The organism is Escherichia sp. E4702 (assembly GCF_963883545.1).
Taxonomy (GTDB): domain Bacteria; phylum Pseudomonadota; class Gammaproteobacteria; order Enterobacterales; family Enterobacteriaceae; genus Escherichia.
Window position 1 is genome coordinate 310761 of sequence record NZ_CAWORF010000017.1, and the last position, 16390, is coordinate 327150.

The 16390-nt window shown below is 52.0% G+C and carries 20 protein-coding genes; 5 read left to right on the top strand and 15 right to left on the bottom strand.

From position 1 onward, the window contains the following. Window positions 1-104 precede the first annotated feature (104 nt). Both AACU94_RS10855 and AACU94_RS10860 read left to right on the top strand, forming a co-directional pair. A complete protein-coding gene (locus AACU94_RS10855) occupies window positions 105-398 on the top strand; it encodes a type II toxin-antitoxin system TacA family antitoxin (protein WP_130258296.1) in 294 nt (97 codons plus the stop codon). Continuing rightward, window positions 395-886: a GNAT family N-acetyltransferase gene (locus tag AACU94_RS10860; RefSeq protein ID WP_135489419.1), complete on the top strand. Its 492-nt coding sequence runs from the start codon at window positions 395-397 to the stop codon at window positions 884-886. The genes AACU94_RS10855 and AACU94_RS10860 overlap by 4 nt, the downstream gene beginning before the upstream one ends. A 98-nt stretch (window positions 887-984) precedes the next feature. Here the strand turns inward: AACU94_RS10860 and flgL are convergent, their stop codons facing one another. From flgL to flgB, 11 genes are all read right to left on the bottom strand, one after another. Then, window positions 985-1938, bottom strand: coding sequence for a flagellar hook-associated protein FlgL (flgL, locus tag AACU94_RS10865; RefSeq protein ID WP_130215892.1), 954 nt, complete (start codon window positions 1936-1938; stop codon window positions 985-987). Window positions 1939-1949: 11 nt separating this feature from the next. Then, a complete protein-coding gene (flgK, locus tag AACU94_RS10870; RefSeq protein WP_135489420.1) occupies window positions 1950-3593 on the bottom strand; it encodes a flagellar hook-associated protein FlgK in 1644 nt (547 codons plus the stop codon). A 65-nt stretch (window positions 3594-3658) separates the two neighbouring features. Next, window positions 3659-4600, bottom strand: coding sequence for a flagellar assembly peptidoglycan hydrolase FlgJ (gene flgJ, locus AACU94_RS10875; protein WP_135489421.1), 942 nt, complete (start codon window positions 4598-4600; stop codon window positions 3659-3661). After that, entirely contained in the window at window positions 4600-5697 is a 1098-nt protein-coding gene (flgI, locus tag AACU94_RS10880; RefSeq protein WP_135489422.1) for a flagellar basal body P-ring protein FlgI, read from the bottom strand. The genes flgJ and flgI overlap by 1 nt, the downstream gene beginning before the upstream one ends. An 11-nt stretch (window positions 5698-5708) precedes the next feature. Beyond that, on the bottom strand, window positions 5709-6404 hold the full coding sequence (gene flgH / locus AACU94_RS10885; protein ID WP_130222889.1) for a flagellar basal body L-ring protein FlgH: 696 nt from the start codon (window positions 6402-6404) through the stop codon (window positions 5709-5711). 43 nt (window positions 6405-6447) lie between these two features. Next, window positions 6448-7230: a flagellar basal-body rod protein FlgG gene (gene flgG / locus AACU94_RS10890; protein WP_000625837.1), complete on the bottom strand. Its 783-nt coding sequence runs from the start codon at window positions 7228-7230 to the stop codon at window positions 6448-6450. A 158-nt stretch (window positions 7231-7388) separates the two neighbouring features. Continuing rightward, window positions 7389-8144, bottom strand: coding sequence for a flagellar basal-body rod protein FlgF (gene flgF, locus AACU94_RS10895; protein ID WP_135489423.1), 756 nt, complete (start codon window positions 8142-8144; stop codon window positions 7389-7391). Between the two features lie 19 nt (window positions 8145-8163). Continuing rightward, a complete protein-coding gene (flgE, locus tag AACU94_RS10900; RefSeq protein ID WP_130215880.1) occupies window positions 8164-9369 on the bottom strand; it encodes a flagellar hook protein FlgE in 1206 nt (401 codons plus the stop codon). Window positions 9370-9393: 24 nt separating this feature from the next. Continuing rightward, on the bottom strand, window positions 9394-10089 hold the full coding sequence (gene flgD, locus AACU94_RS10905) for a flagellar hook assembly protein FlgD (RefSeq protein ID WP_064528545.1): 696 nt from the start codon (window positions 10087-10089) through the stop codon (window positions 9394-9396). 11 nt (window positions 10090-10100) lie between these two features. After that, complete coding sequence (gene flgC / locus AACU94_RS10910) at window positions 10101-10505, bottom strand: flagellar basal body rod protein FlgC (protein WP_001196460.1); 405 nt, start codon at window positions 10503-10505, stop codon at window positions 10101-10103. Between the two features lie 3 nt (window positions 10506-10508). Further along, window positions 10509-10925, bottom strand: coding sequence for a flagellar basal body rod protein FlgB (flgB, locus tag AACU94_RS10915; protein ID WP_130216143.1), 417 nt, complete (start codon window positions 10923-10925; stop codon window positions 10509-10511). 153 nt (window positions 10926-11078) lie between these two features. Here flgB and flgA point away from each other — a divergent pair, with 153 nt between their 5' ends. The 3 genes from flgA (at window position 11079) to flgN (ending at window position 12527) form a co-directional block, all read left to right on the top strand. Further along, a complete protein-coding gene (gene flgA / locus AACU94_RS10920; RefSeq protein ID WP_135489424.1) occupies window positions 11079-11738 on the top strand; it encodes a flagellar basal body P-ring formation chaperone FlgA in 660 nt (219 codons plus the stop codon). A gap of 74 nt (window positions 11739-11812) precedes the next feature. Next, entirely contained in the window at window positions 11813-12106 is a 294-nt protein-coding gene (gene flgM / locus AACU94_RS10925; RefSeq protein ID WP_130205511.1) for a flagellar biosynthesis anti-sigma factor FlgM, read from the top strand. 4 nt (window positions 12107-12110) lie between these two features. Continuing rightward, window positions 12111-12527, top strand: a complete 417-nt coding sequence (gene flgN / locus AACU94_RS10930; protein ID WP_130205509.1) for a flagella biosynthesis chaperone FlgN — start codon at window positions 12111-12113, stop codon at window positions 12525-12527. 39 nt (window positions 12528-12566) lie between these two features. On the opposite strand, the gene murJ is transcribed toward flgN, so the two are convergent. The 4 genes from murJ to rimJ all read right to left on the bottom strand — a co-directional run bounded on the left by murJ (window position 12567) and on the right by rimJ (window position 16379). After that, a complete protein-coding gene (gene murJ, locus AACU94_RS10935; RefSeq protein ID WP_130205507.1) occupies window positions 12567-14102 on the bottom strand; it encodes a murein biosynthesis integral membrane protein MurJ in 1536 nt (511 codons plus the stop codon). A gap of 109 nt (window positions 14103-14211) precedes the next feature. Beyond that, entirely contained in the window at window positions 14212-15135 is a 924-nt protein-coding gene (locus AACU94_RS10940) for a Gfo/Idh/MocA family protein (protein ID WP_135489425.1), read from the bottom strand. Window position 15136: 1 nt separating this feature from the next. Further along, window positions 15137-15784, bottom strand: a complete 648-nt coding sequence (locus tag AACU94_RS10945) for a YceH family protein (protein WP_064528533.1) — start codon at window positions 15782-15784, stop codon at window positions 15137-15139. Between the two features lie 10 nt (window positions 15785-15794). Beyond that, the gene (gene rimJ, locus AACU94_RS10950) at window positions 15795-16379 is read right to left on the bottom strand and encodes a ribosomal protein S5-alanine N-acetyltransferase (RefSeq protein ID WP_135384679.1); all 585 of its coding nucleotides are present in this window, start codon (window positions 16377-16379) and stop codon (window positions 15795-15797) included. Between the last annotated feature and the right edge of the window lie 11 nt (window positions 16380-16390).

A 16390-nucleotide genomic window follows, 5' to 3' on the forward strand; every position in this document is an offset into this window, starting at 1 on the left:
ACCGCCAGGGCTTTTTTATTTCAGGGGCAGTGCCTTTGCTATAATGACATTAGCGTTACATATATTGTATGATTATTATCCATATAAAGCTGAAGGATTTTTTTATGCCAGCCGCCAACAACATTCCAGCCAGGCGCGAATCTTTAAATCTGCGCATAAAACCCGCAGATCGCGATCTTATCGACCGGGCCGCTAAAGCCCGAGGAAAAAATCGCACCGAATTTGTCCTTGAGGCCGCCAGAGCCGCAGCTGAAGAGGCGCTCATTGAGCAGCGAATTTTCAGGATGGATTCTGATGATTATCAGCTATTTTTGAATCGGCTGGATCAGCCACCCGCGCCCAATTCTGCATTACGCAAAACCATGCAAACACCCGCGCCGTGGGAACAGAAAAAATGATTCAGGCCCCCGAACCACTCCAGGCAAAGCATCAATTCACCTCTTTTTGCTCGGGGGTAGAAACGATGGATAACTGGCTAAAGCAGAGGGCCCTAAAAAATCAGCTTGCAGGTGCATCACGTACATTTGTTGGCTGTGATACTCATAGCAACGTTTTGGCTTATTATTCGCTTGCCTCAAGCGCCGTCGAAATGCATGTCGCAACAGGACGATTTCGCCGTAATATGCCAGAACCGATCCCTGTTGTAGTACTTGGTCGTTTGGCAATAGATAAATCATTACAGGGTCAGGGTATCGGTCGCGCGATGGTCAGAGATGCCGGTCTACGAGTACTACAGGCAGCTGAAGTCATTGGTATTCGCGGAATGTTGGTCCATGCGTTATCAGACCAGGCCCGCGAGTTTTATCTGCGAATGGGTTTTGAGCCGTCACCCGTCGATTCTATGATACTGATGGCAACATTGGCTGATTTGCAGGCATGTCTGTAATCGTTCTTTATGCCTCATAGCAAAAAAATGCCCGCCCCGGCGATCCCAGAGCAGGCATACAAAACATACCCAGTTTCATGATATGTTTTAAAGCGAGCTTATTTGTTGAGTTGGAAGAGCGACAATCCCTGCATATCGGTAAATGCTTTATACGATGCCTGCAATGCCGTTTGCTGCATGATGTAAGAGGAAATAGTTGCATTCCAGTCCACATCAACCAGATCACTCATCTGCTGCGTTTGCCCTAAAGCGCGATCGCTACCTAATGAATCCAGAGACTCAAGTTCATTCAGTTGCGTGCCGAGTTCCGCGCGTACGGTCAGGACATTATTCAGTGAGTTTTTCAGGCCACGGTTGGTTTTATCCAATGCCGCAGCGGCGGTTTCTTTATCGGCTTCGCTATCCGCGACTGGCGTTTTTAGCGCCGCGATGGCGCTATCCAGCATAGCAAACAGGTTAGTTTCAGAATCGCTACCGTCAGGTTCCGCTACCGCGTTGCTGGTGATACTGTTGAAAATTTTGTCACCGGTATGCCCTATCACCATTGAGCGAGAGGCATCTACCTGCTGCTTAATACTTTCTGTTCCGCCGACATAATCACCGTCAGCCTCACTAAACGGCGCGGATTCTGTTTTATAACCGGCAAAAATGTAGCGCCCGTTCCCATCCGTGGTATTCGCCAGGTTTAACAACTGGTCGCGGATCCCCTGAATATCCGTTGCCAACGATGCCCGGTCATCATCACTTAACGTGCCGTTGCTGGCATAAACAATTTTTTCCTGGGCATTCTGGATTGCCGTCGTCACCTGGCCAAGCACGCTTTCTTCCAGCGACACCTTTTGGGTTGCAAAAGTCCGCGCCAGTGTGTACTGGCTGTTTTGCGCCTGCGCCTGGGAGAGAACTACGGCTTGTGATGCTGCAATGGGATCGTCAGAAGGGTTAACGACTCGCTTACCCGTCGACATCTGTTCGCCGTACTTCATCCATTCCGCCTGAGAATTGGTGATACCACGCATATTTTGCTGGTACATCATCTGGGTACTGAAACGCATCTTATCTCCCCTTAGCGAATGTTAATCAGCGCATCAAAAATGGCATTCGCCGTCTGCAGAACCTGTGCATTGGCCAGGTAATACTGCTGAAAACGTTGCAGATTGCCGTACTCTTCGTCGAGATTGACGCCAGAGATAGACTGCTGCTGATTAGAAAGTTGCGTCACCACATTACTTTGAGTAGTGCTGCTGGTTTTCAACGTGGCGGTTTTATTCCCGATATCGCTAACCAACGAGGCATAGGCATCGTTAAAGGATTTCCCCCCGCCGACCGTTTTGCCATTAGTTTGCAAATCCAGCAGCGCCTGACCATTGCGGTTGTCGCTTTCACCGGCAGTTTCGTCGCTGGCCATGGCGATTTTCGCTTCGTCAGTGATTAGTACATCCATATTGACGATGGCATCGCTTACCGGTTTCAACGTGAAGCTGTCGTTTGGTTTTGGCGTTCCGGTGAAGGTCAGTTCCAGACCATCAAATGAGACTTTACCGTCGGCATCCGGCACCACCGTAAAAGTGGTATTGCTGGCCAGACGGGTGACCTGCCACTGATTATCTTTGAACGAGATTTTGTAATCTGTCGCCAGCACAGCGGAACTATCGGTTACCGTAGCACCGATCGCGGAGCTTCCTTTGTTTTTGCTATTTTCCAGAACAGCGGGCTTACCAATAGCAAAGAAATCCTTCCCTTCTTTACCATTGGCATCATACCCCTTGTTATGTTGGGCATTGAAAGCCTCAGCAAATGCCAGCGCCAGTTGCCCGAGCGTATTACGCGTCTGGTCCAGGTCCTGAGAACGAAATGTCAGAATACCGCCCAGTGACCCCGTATTCAGCAATTTCTCTGGGATCTCAATATATTCCGCCGTCCCATCAACATAAGCGACTGTCGTACGAGAAGGATCGGCACTGGATGGGACTGCTGCAAGCTGACGTGCCGAACTGCCCTGAACCAGCGAGTAACCATTGGCCATGGTGATATTGTAAGTACCGCCATCCTGAACGCTGACCTCAACACCAACGATCTGGTTTAATTCACTCACCAGTTGATCGCGTTGATCAAGGAGATCGTTGGGTGAAGCCCCTGCTCCCACGCCTGTTAAACGGGAGATCTGATCGTTCAGGCTGGCGATTTGTTTGGCATAATTATTGATCTGGTCGACGCTGGCACCTATCGCGATATTGACCTGTTTGTCCTGGTCGCGCAGATACTGGTCGGTGGTTTTAAACTGATTTACCAGACCTTCAGCCTTGCCAATCAGCGCCTGCCGCGCAGCCGGATCTTCTGCGTTACTGACCAGCGTTTGCAAACTGGTAAAGAAGTCCTGCATTTGCGTTGCCAGCGACGTGGTGCTGCCAGAGAGCATATTGTCGATTTTCGACATCTGCTCATAACGGGAAGTCAGGCCGCTACTCTGGGTCTGGGCCGCACGTAACTGATTGGTAATAAACGCATCGTATTCACGTTGGACGCCAGAAACATAGACGCCATTGCCTCCCCAACCGCCCGCACCTAACGTACTGTTAGCCTGCGCCATAATGGTGGTTTGTCGGGTATATCCGGCAACGTTATAGCTGGAAATATTATTACTCGCCGTATTTAACGCCGCCTGGGCAGCGTTAAGTCCGCTCATGGCGTTATTAATCAAGCTGGACATGGAGGTTCCTTGTAAGCCTTCAATTACAGAGCATTATCGGCAGACACCCGCCGGACTTGAATTATTCAGAACAGATTATCGATACTCATACTGTAGGTTTTGCTCACCTTGTCGCTTACCGATTTCAATTGCTGAATCATATTGGTGAGTTTGCGGGCATACTCAGGATCGGTGGCATAACCTGCATCCTGTAATGCCTGCGCCCCCAACTCGGCGCTGGCAGCGCGAGTCACGGCGGCATAGCGTGGATTACGGGTTAACAGCCCAACGTAATCTGACAATGCTTCGAAATAAGAACTGTAAACACGAAACTTCGCCTTTACTTTCTTCGCTTCGCCGTTTTCATATTCGGTAGTAGTGATTTCAGTAACTGGCCCTTTCCAGTTACCTGACGCTTTTACGCCAAACACGTTGTAGCTCGGCTCGCCATTTTCGCGACGAATTTGTCGTTGTCCCCAGCCTGATTCCAGTGCAGCCTGGGCGAGGATCAGGTGATGTGGCACACCGCTTTGCTGACTTGCCAATTGAGCTGGCTGCGAGAGCTGTGCAAGGAACGCTTTGCTGTCACCAGGCAACAAAACATCGAAATTGTGCGGTAAAGCTTTTTGCACCATCTGCTTGAGTGCTTTATTTTGAAAACTCATCACTGTTTCAAGTGGGAATTTCATTGGTCCGGCAGGCATTTCTTCTGCTGGCAATGGCTGCTCTGGCGTCATCTGTTCTACCATCATCTCCGCAAGTCCCAGACCTTTGCCTGCTGTCATCTGTTGGGCTATCTGCTGGTCATACATGCTGGTGTAGAGCCGGGTATTCTCGCTGCTGAACAGGCCACCTTTCGGTAAGGCTTCACGCATACTTTTTAGCATCATCTGCACAAACATCCCTTCCACCTGGCGAGCTACCGGGCGAATATTTGCTGCTGGATCTTCGCCCGCTTTCGCTTTCAGATCGTTAAGTGATTGTGCATCCCAGGCGGCGCTCGCCAGCAGTTTGCTGTCGCTAATCATCAGATGATTTCCAGTTTTGCCCGCAGACATCCCGCGCTTTGCATAGATTGCAGTATGGACATTAAATCCATCGGGGTGGCTCCCAAGGCGTTGAGCGCGCGCACCACGTTATTGAGGCTGGCGCTGGAACGCACGCTTTGCAGCGAACCGCCGCTCTGGCGTAAGTCGATCTGTGTTTGTGGCGTTACCACGGTCTGCCCGCCACCAAACGGCGTATCTGGTTGGCTGACATTGGCCTGACGATTTACCGTAACCGAGAGATTGCCCTGCGCCACCGCGCAGCTGTCGAGGGTCACTTCACGATTCATCACCACCGAACCGGTGCGCGAGTTAATCACTACTTTGGCGTCCTGCGGGGTGACATTGACCTGCATATTCTGGATATCGGCAAGGAAACGCACCTGGGAACTATTACCGTTCGGCACGCGAACCTGAATAGTTCGGGCATCTAACGCCGTGGCACTGCCGAATCCTCGGGTGCGGTTGATGGTATCGGCGATCTGCTGCGCCATCGCGAAGTCTTCGTCATTTAGCTGCAAATTGAGGGTATTGCCAGCGCCGAATTGGCTGGGCAATTCGCGCTCAATAATCGCACCGTTGGTGATCCGCCCGCCATTCAGTTGGTTAACCTGAACACTGCTGCCTCCCGCTGATGCCCCCGTGCCTCCGACCAGAATATTGCCCTGCGCCAGCGCATAAACCTGGCTGTCGACGCCCTTAAGCGGTGTCATCAACAACGTACCGCCACGCAAGCTTTTGGCATTACCCATGGAAGAAACCACCACATCGATGGTTTGCCCCTGGCGTCCAAACGGCGGAAGTGACGCCGTCACCATTACCGCAGCGACGTTTTTTAGCTGCATATTGGTGCCAGTCGGAACGGTAATTCCCAACTGTGAGAGCATGTTATTAAGTGTTTGAGTGGTAAACGGCGTCTGGGTCGTCTGATCGCCCGTACCGTCAAGGCCAACAACAAGACCATAACCAATCAGCGAGTTTTGCCGTACGCCCTGTACGCTGGTGAGATCGCGGATGCGGTCAGCCTGTGCAACGGTCGCTACCAGCAGAAGAATGAATACAGAGAGAAATTTAATCACCACAGCCTCACTTACATTGGAGACAGGTTAAGGAAGAAACGCTGTAACCAGCCCATGTTTTGTGCTTCGTTAATGTAGCCATTGCCAACGTACTCAATGCGCGCGTCTGCCACCTGGGTTGACGGTACAGTGTTGCTGCCACTGATAGTGCGTGGATTGACCACGCCGGAGAAACGAATAAATTCCGTACCCTGATTAATGGCTATCTGTTTTTCGCCCACCACATGCAGGTTGCCGTTGACCAGCACCTGATCAACCGTCACGGTCAAGGTACCGCTAAAGGTATTGCTGGCATTTGCCCCGCCTTTACCATTGAAGCTATTACCGCCAGAGGCATCGACGTCGGCACGGGCATTACCAAACAGCCCCTGCAAATAGCGCGGCACAGTATCAAACCCGAAGTTGGTTTTTCCGTCGCGGCTGGCATTAGCAGACGAACTCTTGCTGGCGCTGACGTTTTCCTGCAACACAATAGTCAGCGTATCGCCGATATTGCGTGGTCGGCGATCTTCAAATAACGGCTGATAGCCATAATTAATCGGCTGGGCAGACTGAAAAATGGAACCATTGGCGACGGGCGTCGGGCCGGGTACAGGTTGTGCCGTGGTCACCCCCTGCACCAGCGGGGTAGACGGGATCCAGGCGCAGCCGGTCAGTGAAAGCACCAACAAGGTGGAAATGCCGTATTTTTTTCGCATGGCTATCATCTTCAAAAATCAATAAACCGGTAAGTTGCCCTACCGGTATGCTTTAGAGTTGCGTCAGTTTTTGCAGCATCTGGTCGGTGGTGGATACCGCTTTACTGTTGATTTCGTAGGCGCGCTGTACCTGAATCATGTTGACCAGTTCCTCCGCCACGTTGACGTTAGACGTTTCAACATATCCTTGATACAACAGCCCCGCGCCGTTCAGACCTGGCGTGCTTTCGTTCGGTGCGCCGGAGGATTGTGTTTCGGTGTAGAGGTTTTCGCCAATGCTCTCCAGGCCAGTGTCGTTCATAAACGTGGTGAGATTGAGTTGTCCAACCTGAACCGGAGCAGCCTGGCCTTGCTGGGTAACGCTGACCACGCCATCACGACCAATGGTAATACTTAACGCATTCGCCGGAATGGTGATTGCTGGCTGCACCTGAAAACCGCCCGCCGTCACCAGTTGTCCGTTCTGATCCACCTGAAAAGAGCCGTCGCGAGTATAGGCTGATGAGCCATCCGGCAGCATGACCTGGAAAAAGCCCTGCCCTTTAATCGCCACATCTTTGCTGTTATTGGTTTGCGACAGGTTGCCCTGGCTGTGTAAGCGTTCAGTGGCGACCGGACGCACCCCCGTACCGATTTGTAACCCGGATGGCAAGGTAGTTTGTTCGGAAGACTGTGCGCCAGGCTGGCGAATAGTTTGATAAAGTAAATCTTCAAACACCGCCCGCTGGCGCTTGAAACCATTGGTACTGACGTTTGCCAGGTTGTTGGCAATGACGTCCATATTGGTTTGCTGGGCGTCGAGGCCCGTTTTGGCGATCCATAATGAACTGATCATAAAATGTCCTGTAGTGGATTGCTGACAAATCGCATATGTCTTCTTGCCGGATGCGGCGTTAACGCCTTATCCGGTCTACAAGAGCTCGCAAAATCAATAAATTGCGAATCATCCCGCAGGCCCGTCGGGCAACTTATGTTTGTCATGTATCCTTTCAATTAACTCATCGACAGCAGTTGGTTGGCGCGACCAGCGTTATCATCGACGCTGCTTATTACTTTCATCTGCATTTCAAAACGCCGCGCACTGGCAATCATGTCGCTCATTGCCGAAACGGCATTGACGTTGCTACCTTCCAGCACGCCCGACATCACCCGTAACGTCGGGTCAGCCTGTAACACCGGACCACGCGTGGCCTGACTTTCCGCACTCAAACGAAAGATCCCATCATCACCACGCTGCACTTCACTGCCCGTGGCTTTCACCAGTTTCAACCGTCCTACTGGCGCAACGGTATTTGCCGGATCGCCCGGATTGAGCGCCGAAATGGTGCCATCGGCGGCGATAGTAATTTCCGCCCCTTCCGGCACGGCAATCGGCCCCGCCTCGCCAATCACCGGATACCCCTGAATCGTCAGTTGTCCACCGGGATCAACCTGAATGCTGCCATTACGCGTATACCCCTCGCTGCCGTCAGCGGTCTGCACGGCCAGCCAGCCATCCTGCTGCAACGCAACATCCAGGGGGCGCGAGGTGTAATCCATCTTGCCGGACGTCATATCTGCACCTGGCGTAGATGCCGTCACCAGAGTGCGTGTGGGCAGAGAAAGCCCTTCCACCGACACTGCACGCAAGGCGTTTAACTGCGCGCGAAAACCGGGCGTGGAGGCATTCGCCAGATTGCTGGCGGTCACCGCCTGTTGATTCAGCGTCTGGCTGGCGGCGCCCATCGCGGTATAGATTGCGTGATCCATCGAGCTATCCCGTCAGCAATTAGCGTAAGTTAACCAGCGTGTTGAGGATCTGGTCCTGAGTTTTGATGGTCTGAGCGTTAGACTGATAGTTACGCTGGGCGACAATCATATTGACCAGTTCTTTGCTGAGATCGACGTTGGACGCTTCCAGGGCGCCGTTGGTCAGTGCGCCAAAATTGCCGGTCCCGGCGGTTCCCAGCAGCGCGACACCAGAAGATTGCGTTGCAGACCAGACGTTGTCCCCCTCTGATGCCAGCCCTTCGTTGTTGGCAAAGTTGGCCAGCACAATCTGCCCCAGCAATTGGGTTTGTTCGTTCGAATAGTTCCCGACTACCGTGCCGTCATCGTTGATTTGATAACTCACCAGATCGCCCGGTTTGTAACCGTTCTGGGTGGTTGCCACAATATTGTTAGCGCCGGTGTTTTGCTGCATAGAGTTGAGGAAGCTGAGGGAGAATGTCGCAGGATCTGCGCCGTTAATCGCGCCAGTGGTAATATCCTTTGTTGGATCCGACGTCAGAACACCATTGGCATCAAATTCCAGTGTTGTCGCTATCGTTGCAATGCTGTTTGGAGCACTACTATCCTGGGTGTAAACATCCCAGGTATTATCTTGCGTCTTCACAAAGTAGACGCTCATGTCATGGGCATTACCCTGACTGTCATACACCGTTACCGAACCTTTTTTGTTATAGCTATCGGCATCACTGGCGCTGAATGGCGTAACGGTAGGAAGCGTATCACTGGAGTTAAGGTTAATCTGCATGGACGCCGTGGTCGTGGTCTTCGCCGCCATCAAGGTATTTGGAATCGAAATATTGCCCGGATTCGCCCCTTGCTGGATGGTCGGAGGCGTACCGGTTGCCGGATACCCGGTCAACTGTAAACCTTGCATATTCACAAGGTTACGGTTTTCATCCAGTTTGAATTGTCCGTTACGGCTGTAAAACACCGAACCGTTACTGTCTACCAGACGGAAAAAACCGTTCTGGCTGATAGCAACGTCCAGCCCACGACCAGTATTTGTGGTCGTGCCATCGGTAAAATCCTGAGTGATGCCTGCAACTTTTACCCCCAGTCCCACTTTCGAACCAGCAAACATATCAGCAAAAGAGGCCGTGCCGGATTTAAAGCCATAGGTGGCGGAGTTGGCGATATTGTTGCCAATAACATCGAGATTGGTGGCGGCAGCGTTTAATCCGCTAACCGCTTGAGAAAAGGCCATGACTGACTCCTGAAATGTGAAGGCTTAAATTATCTGCCGTACTTCGTCGAGGGTGGTGGTGCCGTAAGTGCCGAGATCCAGCGTGTTACCGTTATTGCCGCGAATCACGCCCTGTACCAGCGCAAACTGCAATGGCTGGGCAACCAACTGCGTACCGCCGTTGCTGGCACTAATTGCCACGTTATAAGAACCGTTCGGCGCGGTCGTACCATCAGTCAACGTGCCGTCCCAGGTGAAACTGTGGACTCCGGCGCTGAGCTCACCAATATCAATGGTGCGCACAACTGCGCCATTTTTATCGGTTATGGTTGCGGTTACTTTATCTGCAGCCTGTTGCAGCTCAACACCAAACGGCGTGGTGGTGGTCACCGCCCCTTCTTCACTGCCAGTACCGGCAAGAATGGTGGTGCCGGGGATCATCACGCCGTGACCAATCAGGTTGCTGGCCTGTAGTGACTGGCTGTTATCAATCTGCCCGGAAATCGAACCGAGTGTGGTGTTGAGCTTTTCTATCCCGCTGACCGTGCTGATTTGCGCCAGTTGTGACGTCAGCTCGTTGTTTTCCATTGGATTGGTCGGATCCTGGTTTTTCAGTTGCGCCACCAGCAAAGTCAGAAAGCTGCTCTGTAAATCGGCGGCGTTACTGCCCGTAATCGAACTACTGCTGGTAGTGCTGACGCCGGTATTTGTCGGATCGGTGGTGGTTACCGCAATGGACATGACTTTCTCCTTTATTGACCGAGCGTGAGGGTTTTCAGCATCATGCTTTTCACCGTATTGAGTACTTCAACGTTGGCCTGATAGCTGCGCGACGCCGACATGGTGTTAACCATCTCGCCGACCACATCGACATTTGGCATTTTCACGTAGCCCTTCGCGTCCGCCAGCGGATTACCCGGTTCATAGACCAGTTTGTCCGGGGCCTGGCTTTCAATCACGTCAGCCACTTTGACTCCGCCCGTCGCAGCCCCTGGCGCGGCGTTCACCTGGAACACCACCTGTTTTGCCCGATACGGCTGACCATCTGGCCCCGTCACGCTGTCGGCGTTGGCCAGGTTGCTGGCAGCCACGTTCAGACGCTGAGACTGAGCGGTTAACGCCGATCCGGCGATATCAAAAATATTCAGCAGTGCCATCCGTTAATTTCCGCTTTGTAATACGTTCATCATGCCTTTGATTTGCCCGCTCAACGCGCTAAGGCTCATCTGGTATTGCAGGCTGTTATCGGCAAACTGGGTGCGTTCGCGATCCATATCCACGGTATTGCCGTCCAGTGAAGGCTGGTCCGGAATACGGTATTGCAATTCTGTGGCAGGAGGTGACAACGCCTGTGCTGGAATATGCTGCGACGAGGTCAACGTCAGCGCGACCACGCTGGTTTCATCTCTCCCGCGCTGCATCACTTTTTTAAGTTCACTGGCAAAATCCATATCGCGCGCCTGATAACCAGGGGTATCGGCATTGGCGATATTTGCCGCCAGCACTTCCTGACGCTGGGCGCGCAGATTGAGTGCCTCTTGTTGAAAACGTAAGGCGGCGTCGAGCTTATCGAGCATATCTCCTCCGCAGATATCAAAATTCTGCCGTCAGCTTAAAGGCTTTACGCGCGCGTTATCGGCGGAATAAAAGCAAAATGGGTTGCTATTTATGCCGTTGATGGTCATTGCGTACGGGTACAATTCAGGCTGTGAAAATGGCCGGGGGCAAAAATGCTGACAATAATGCGCTGTGTGGCGATCATCATGATGTTGTTCAGTCCACTTAGTGCGGCTGGCGATTTTCCCTCACAATTGCAAACCTTTTTCGTTGCACAACTGGCAGGGCTAAGTGATGAGGTCCACGTCTCTATTCGTACTGCTCCCAATTTATTGCCGCCATGCGAACAGCCGCTGCTTTCCATGACTAATAACGCCCGCCTGTGGGGCAATGTGAATGTGCTGGCACGTTGTGGCAACGATAAGCATTACGTGCAAGTGAATGTACAGGCGACAGGGAATTATGTTGTTGCAGCAATGCCTGTTGTGCGTGGGGGAAAGCTTGACGCTGGCAGTGTAAAACTTAAACGTGGCAGACTGGATACACTACCGCCGCGTACCGTTCTGGATGTTAATCAACTGGTTGATGCGGTTAGCCTGCGCGATTTGGTCCCCGAACAACCTATACAGCTGACTATGCTGCGTCAGGCCTGGCGGGTAAAAGCAGGACAACGCGTTAACGTGATTGCCAGTGGCGATGGGTTCAGTGCAAATGCTGAAGGTCTGGCGCTGAATAACGCTTCTGTCGCGCAAAAAGCCCGCGTGAGAATGATATCGGGTCAGGTAGTCAGTGGCGTAGTGGATGCCGATGGGAATATTCTTATAAACCTGTAAGCTATTAAAGATTGCCCGTCCATTGCCGATAAATAAGCAACAAATGATAAAGCGCCCTCAATGAGGAATAAACCATGAGTATTGACCGCACTTCCCCCCTGAAGCCTGTAAGCACCGTTCAGCCACGTGAAACCAGTGACGCTCCGGTAGCCAATACCCGCGCAGCAAAAACGACGGCTACCGCCAGTACTAACGTCAAGTTAAGCGATGCGCAGGCCACACTGATGCAACCGGGCAGCAGTGATATCAATCTTGAACGCGTTGAAGCATTAAAATTGGCGATTCGTAATGGTGAACTAAAAATGGATGTCGGCAAAATTGCCGATGCGCTGATCAACGAAGTGCAACAAGATTTAATGAGTAAATAATCAGATGCCGCGTCTTGCTGAGATTCTCAACCAGATGTCTGTGGTGCTTAACGAGCTTAATATAGTGATGGTCCAGGAGCAGCAACATCTCTCTATGGGGCAGTTCACCGGTAGCCAGTTGCAACATATTACAGAACAAAAAAGCTCAATGCTGGCGACTCTGGATTACCTGGAACAGCTGCGTCGACAGGCACCGGATACAGAAATAAGTGAAGATATTGCGCAATGCTGGCAGGAAATCACCGAGAAAACGCAGCAATTGCGCCAGTTAAATCAGCATAACGGCTGGCTACTGGAAGGGCAGATTGAGCGCAATCAACAGGCACTGGAAATGCTGAAACCGCATCAGGAGCCGACACTGTACGGGGCGAACGGTCAGACCTCAACACCCTGGCGCGGTGGTAAAAAGATTTCTATTTGAAGATTTTCTCCGGCCTGCGATGCAGGCCGGAATTCTACGTTAAGCAGTGCGACGAGCAAATTCTTTTACTTTGAAGCCCAACACGGCCAGTGCGGCAAAGTACGCTGCAATTCCCGCAACAACGACCGCCATCAAACGCAGTAAACGCCAGGGCATAGTGCCTAACGACCAGTCCGGCATAATATGCAACATGCCTAAAAGCACACCAGACATCACCAGAACCGCCACGAGTAAACGCAGCAGAAACGCAGTCCAGCCGGGTTGTGGAGTAAAGATTTTCTGCTTACGCAACTGCCAGTAAAGCAGCGAAGCATTCAGACACGCCGCCAGACCAATGGAAAGCGACAGTCCGGCATGTTTCAACGGGCCGATAAATGCAAGGTTCATCAATTGCGTCAAAATCAGCGTGACGATGGCAATTTTCACCGGCGTTTTAATATCCTGCCGTGAATAAAAGCCCGGAGCCAGCACTTTCACCACAATCAGGCCAATCAAACCTACCGAGTAGGCAATTAACGCCCGCTGGGTCATCAACGCATCAAAGGCGGTAAATTTACCGTACTGGAACAGCGAAACAGTTAACGGACCGGAGAGGATGCCCAGCGCCACCGCACTTGGCAGCGCCAGCAGGAAACAAAGACGCAGCCCCCAGTCCATCAGACGGTTGTATTCATCGTGATTACCGCTGGCAAAACTTTTCGACAGCGACGGCAGCAAAATGGTCCCCAGCGCCACGCCCAGTACACCAGACGGAAACTCCATCAAACGGTCGGCGTAATACATCCATGACACCGAGCCGGAGGCAAGAAATGAGGCAAAAATAGTGTTGATGATTAAGGAAATCTGGCTAACAGAGACGCCAAGAATCGCCGGCCCCATCTGTTTCACTACGCGCATCGCCCCGGCATCGTGGAAGTTAATGCGCGGCAATACCAACATACCAATCTTCTTCAGATGCGGTAGCTGATAAACCAGTTGCAGGATGCCGCCCACCGTAACTGCCCACGCCAGCGCCAGCACGGGTGGATTAAAGTACGGCGCAGCAAACAGCGCAAAGCCAATCATGCTGATGTTGAGTAACGTTGGGGCAAATGCCGGAATCGAGAAACGGTTCCAGGTATTCAGAATTGCCCCCACCAGCGATGCCAGTGAAATCAATAAGATATAAGGAAAGGTAATCTGTAATAACTGGCTGGTAAGTGCGAATTTGTCGGCAGTATCCGCAAAGCCCGGCGCGGTAACCATGATCACCCACGGCGCGGCGAGCATACCGGCGACCGTCACAACTGCCAGCGCCAGTGTCAGCAGGCCAGAGACATAGGAGACAAAGACCCGCGTAGCATCTTCACCCTGCTTGCTTTTATATTCCGCCAGAATCGGCACGAAAGCCTGGGAGAATGCCCCTTCAGCAAAGATACGGCGTAACAAGTTAGGAAGTTTGAACGCGACAAAAAAGGCGTCGGTTGCCATCCCTGCGCCAAATATTCTGGCGACAATAGCGTCGCGTGCGAAGCCAAGCACACGCGAAAACATGGTCATCGAGCTGACGGCGGCCAGCGATTTTAATAAATTCATCGGTGTTCTAATCCAGACCCACGGGCAAAACGCCTGCAAGGCAGGCGCTGAAAGAGGCGAATAGTCTACCTGGATTATGGTGAATTGCTACCGCCAGATGTTACAGGGTTTATTCACTCATCGCATCGCGCCAGATCTTATCAACGATGCGCTGCGCCAGCACCGCCTGTTCACCCGCGGTTTGCGGAACTGTCTGATTTTGCACGCATTCAATGAAATGGCGCGCGCAACCGACAAATCCACGCTGCTCGAGGGTACTTTGCCAGCCAGGAATCGGTTTATGCAGCACGCCCTGCCCACGCTCCTCACGCCATTCACGCATATCGGTGATGTCGATTAATGCCCCTTCAGTCACTGCCAGCACCGCTTCACGCTGACTTCCGGCACGACGATGCATACAGGTGGTGATTTGTAACTGACCTGCCGAAAAATGGTGCTCGGCAAACAGCATTTCGCCGGACTCATTGGTCAGCAACGTACCGCTTTCGAAAGTTGCATTGCCGCCAGACAACCACAGTGCGGTATCAACCACATGCAGATAATCATCCAGCAAGGTGAAATAAAGATCGTGTGGCCCGACGCTATTGGTACGATGTTTATCCATTCTTAACGAGGCTGCGGTGGCAAGCTGCGTTTTTAACTCACAGTACAGCGGCGCGAAACGGCGGTTAAAGCCGACCATCAGTGTCAGTTTTTTGCGCGCTGCGAGTTCAACCAGCCGTTCAGCATCGCGCAGATTTTCCGCCAGCGGTTTATCGACACAGACATGTACACCTGCATTTAATAACGCACTGACCACCTCAAAATGACTGGCGGTGCTGGAGTGGACAAATACCGCATCGCAACTGGCGGCAAGGTTAGATAACGAATCGGCGTAAGGAATGCGCCAGCTTTCACAAATTGAGATAGCTTTCTCACGCGTTGGCGACCACGCCCCCTGTAGCGTCCAGTCAGACGCTGCTGCCAGCACTGGCAGCCACGCTTTTTGCGCGATGCCGCCTAAACCCACTACGCCGATACGTAATTTTTTCACGTTAATCTCCCAGATGGGCCAGCAACGAATCAAGACGCTGTTTCAGTTCTGCCACCTCGATTTCCAGGGCTTCGACGCGGGATTGTAAATCACCACCAACCGCGTCCGACGTTTCTGTAAGCACAGGCTGATCATCCACCTCGCCACTGAAAAGATGCATATAGCGGCTTTCGCGTTTACCCGGTTCGCGAGCCAGACGAACGACAAAAGGCCCATCTTCGCGATTAGCCAGTTGTTCCAGCGTCGTTTCTACTTCCGTCATATCGCTGAATTCATACATCCGCGCCGCGCGACTGCGCAGTTCACCTGGCGTCTGAGCACCGCGCAACAACAAGGTGGTAATTAATGCGACTTCTGCGGCGCTAAGTTTCAGGTCACCAAACTCAGAGTTGCAGAAACGCTGTTCATATTTGGTGACTCGATTACCAAAGCCACTCACCGTGCGCAGATAATGGCGTTTTACCAGATTATCCAGTTGCTCCTGTACCTCGGATTCGCTCAGATTCATTACCGGTTCACGGTTTGTTTTCTGGTTACAGGCCGTTACCACGCCATTCACGGAAAGCGGGTATTGCTCCGGCGTCGTCACCTGTTTTTCCAGCAAACAGCCAATCACACGGGCTTCCAGTGCGGTAAGTTGATACTTCATAAAATTCTCCTTAGCGGCCGGGCGTCCAGTCCAGGGTGGTTAATGCCGTCAGTACGTGATCGCGCCATTTTCCATCAATCAACAAATAATCTTTCGCATAGCCTTCTTTTTCAAACCCCAACCGCGCCAGCAAATCACCGCTGCGTTTATTGTGCGGCATATAGTTGGCCATAATGCGATGAATATGTTGGGTGCGTTGCATATAGCGAATGGCGGCGGTCAGAGCTTCAAACATCAGTCCTTTACCCTGCCATTTTTGTCCGATCGAATAACCGAGATAACAGGCGTGAAAAGAGCCGCGTACCACATTGGAAAAATTGGCTACGCCGATAATCTCTTTCTCATCTGGATCAAATAATCCAAAGTAAAAGGCTGAGCCCTGTTTATGAAATTCGTTAATCATGCTTAACCTGGCCTGCCAGCCTGAAGGATAGCAGTGGCTTTCATCGCGCACCGGCTCCCAGGGCTTCAGGAAATGGCGATTCTCTGCGTAATAATCCGCCAGTCGCCAGGCATCACGTTCATGCACCAGACGCACGACCAGTCGGTCGGTGGTTAAGCGCACTTTTGGCACGTTACTGCGATAGCCAAACATTCTATACCTAC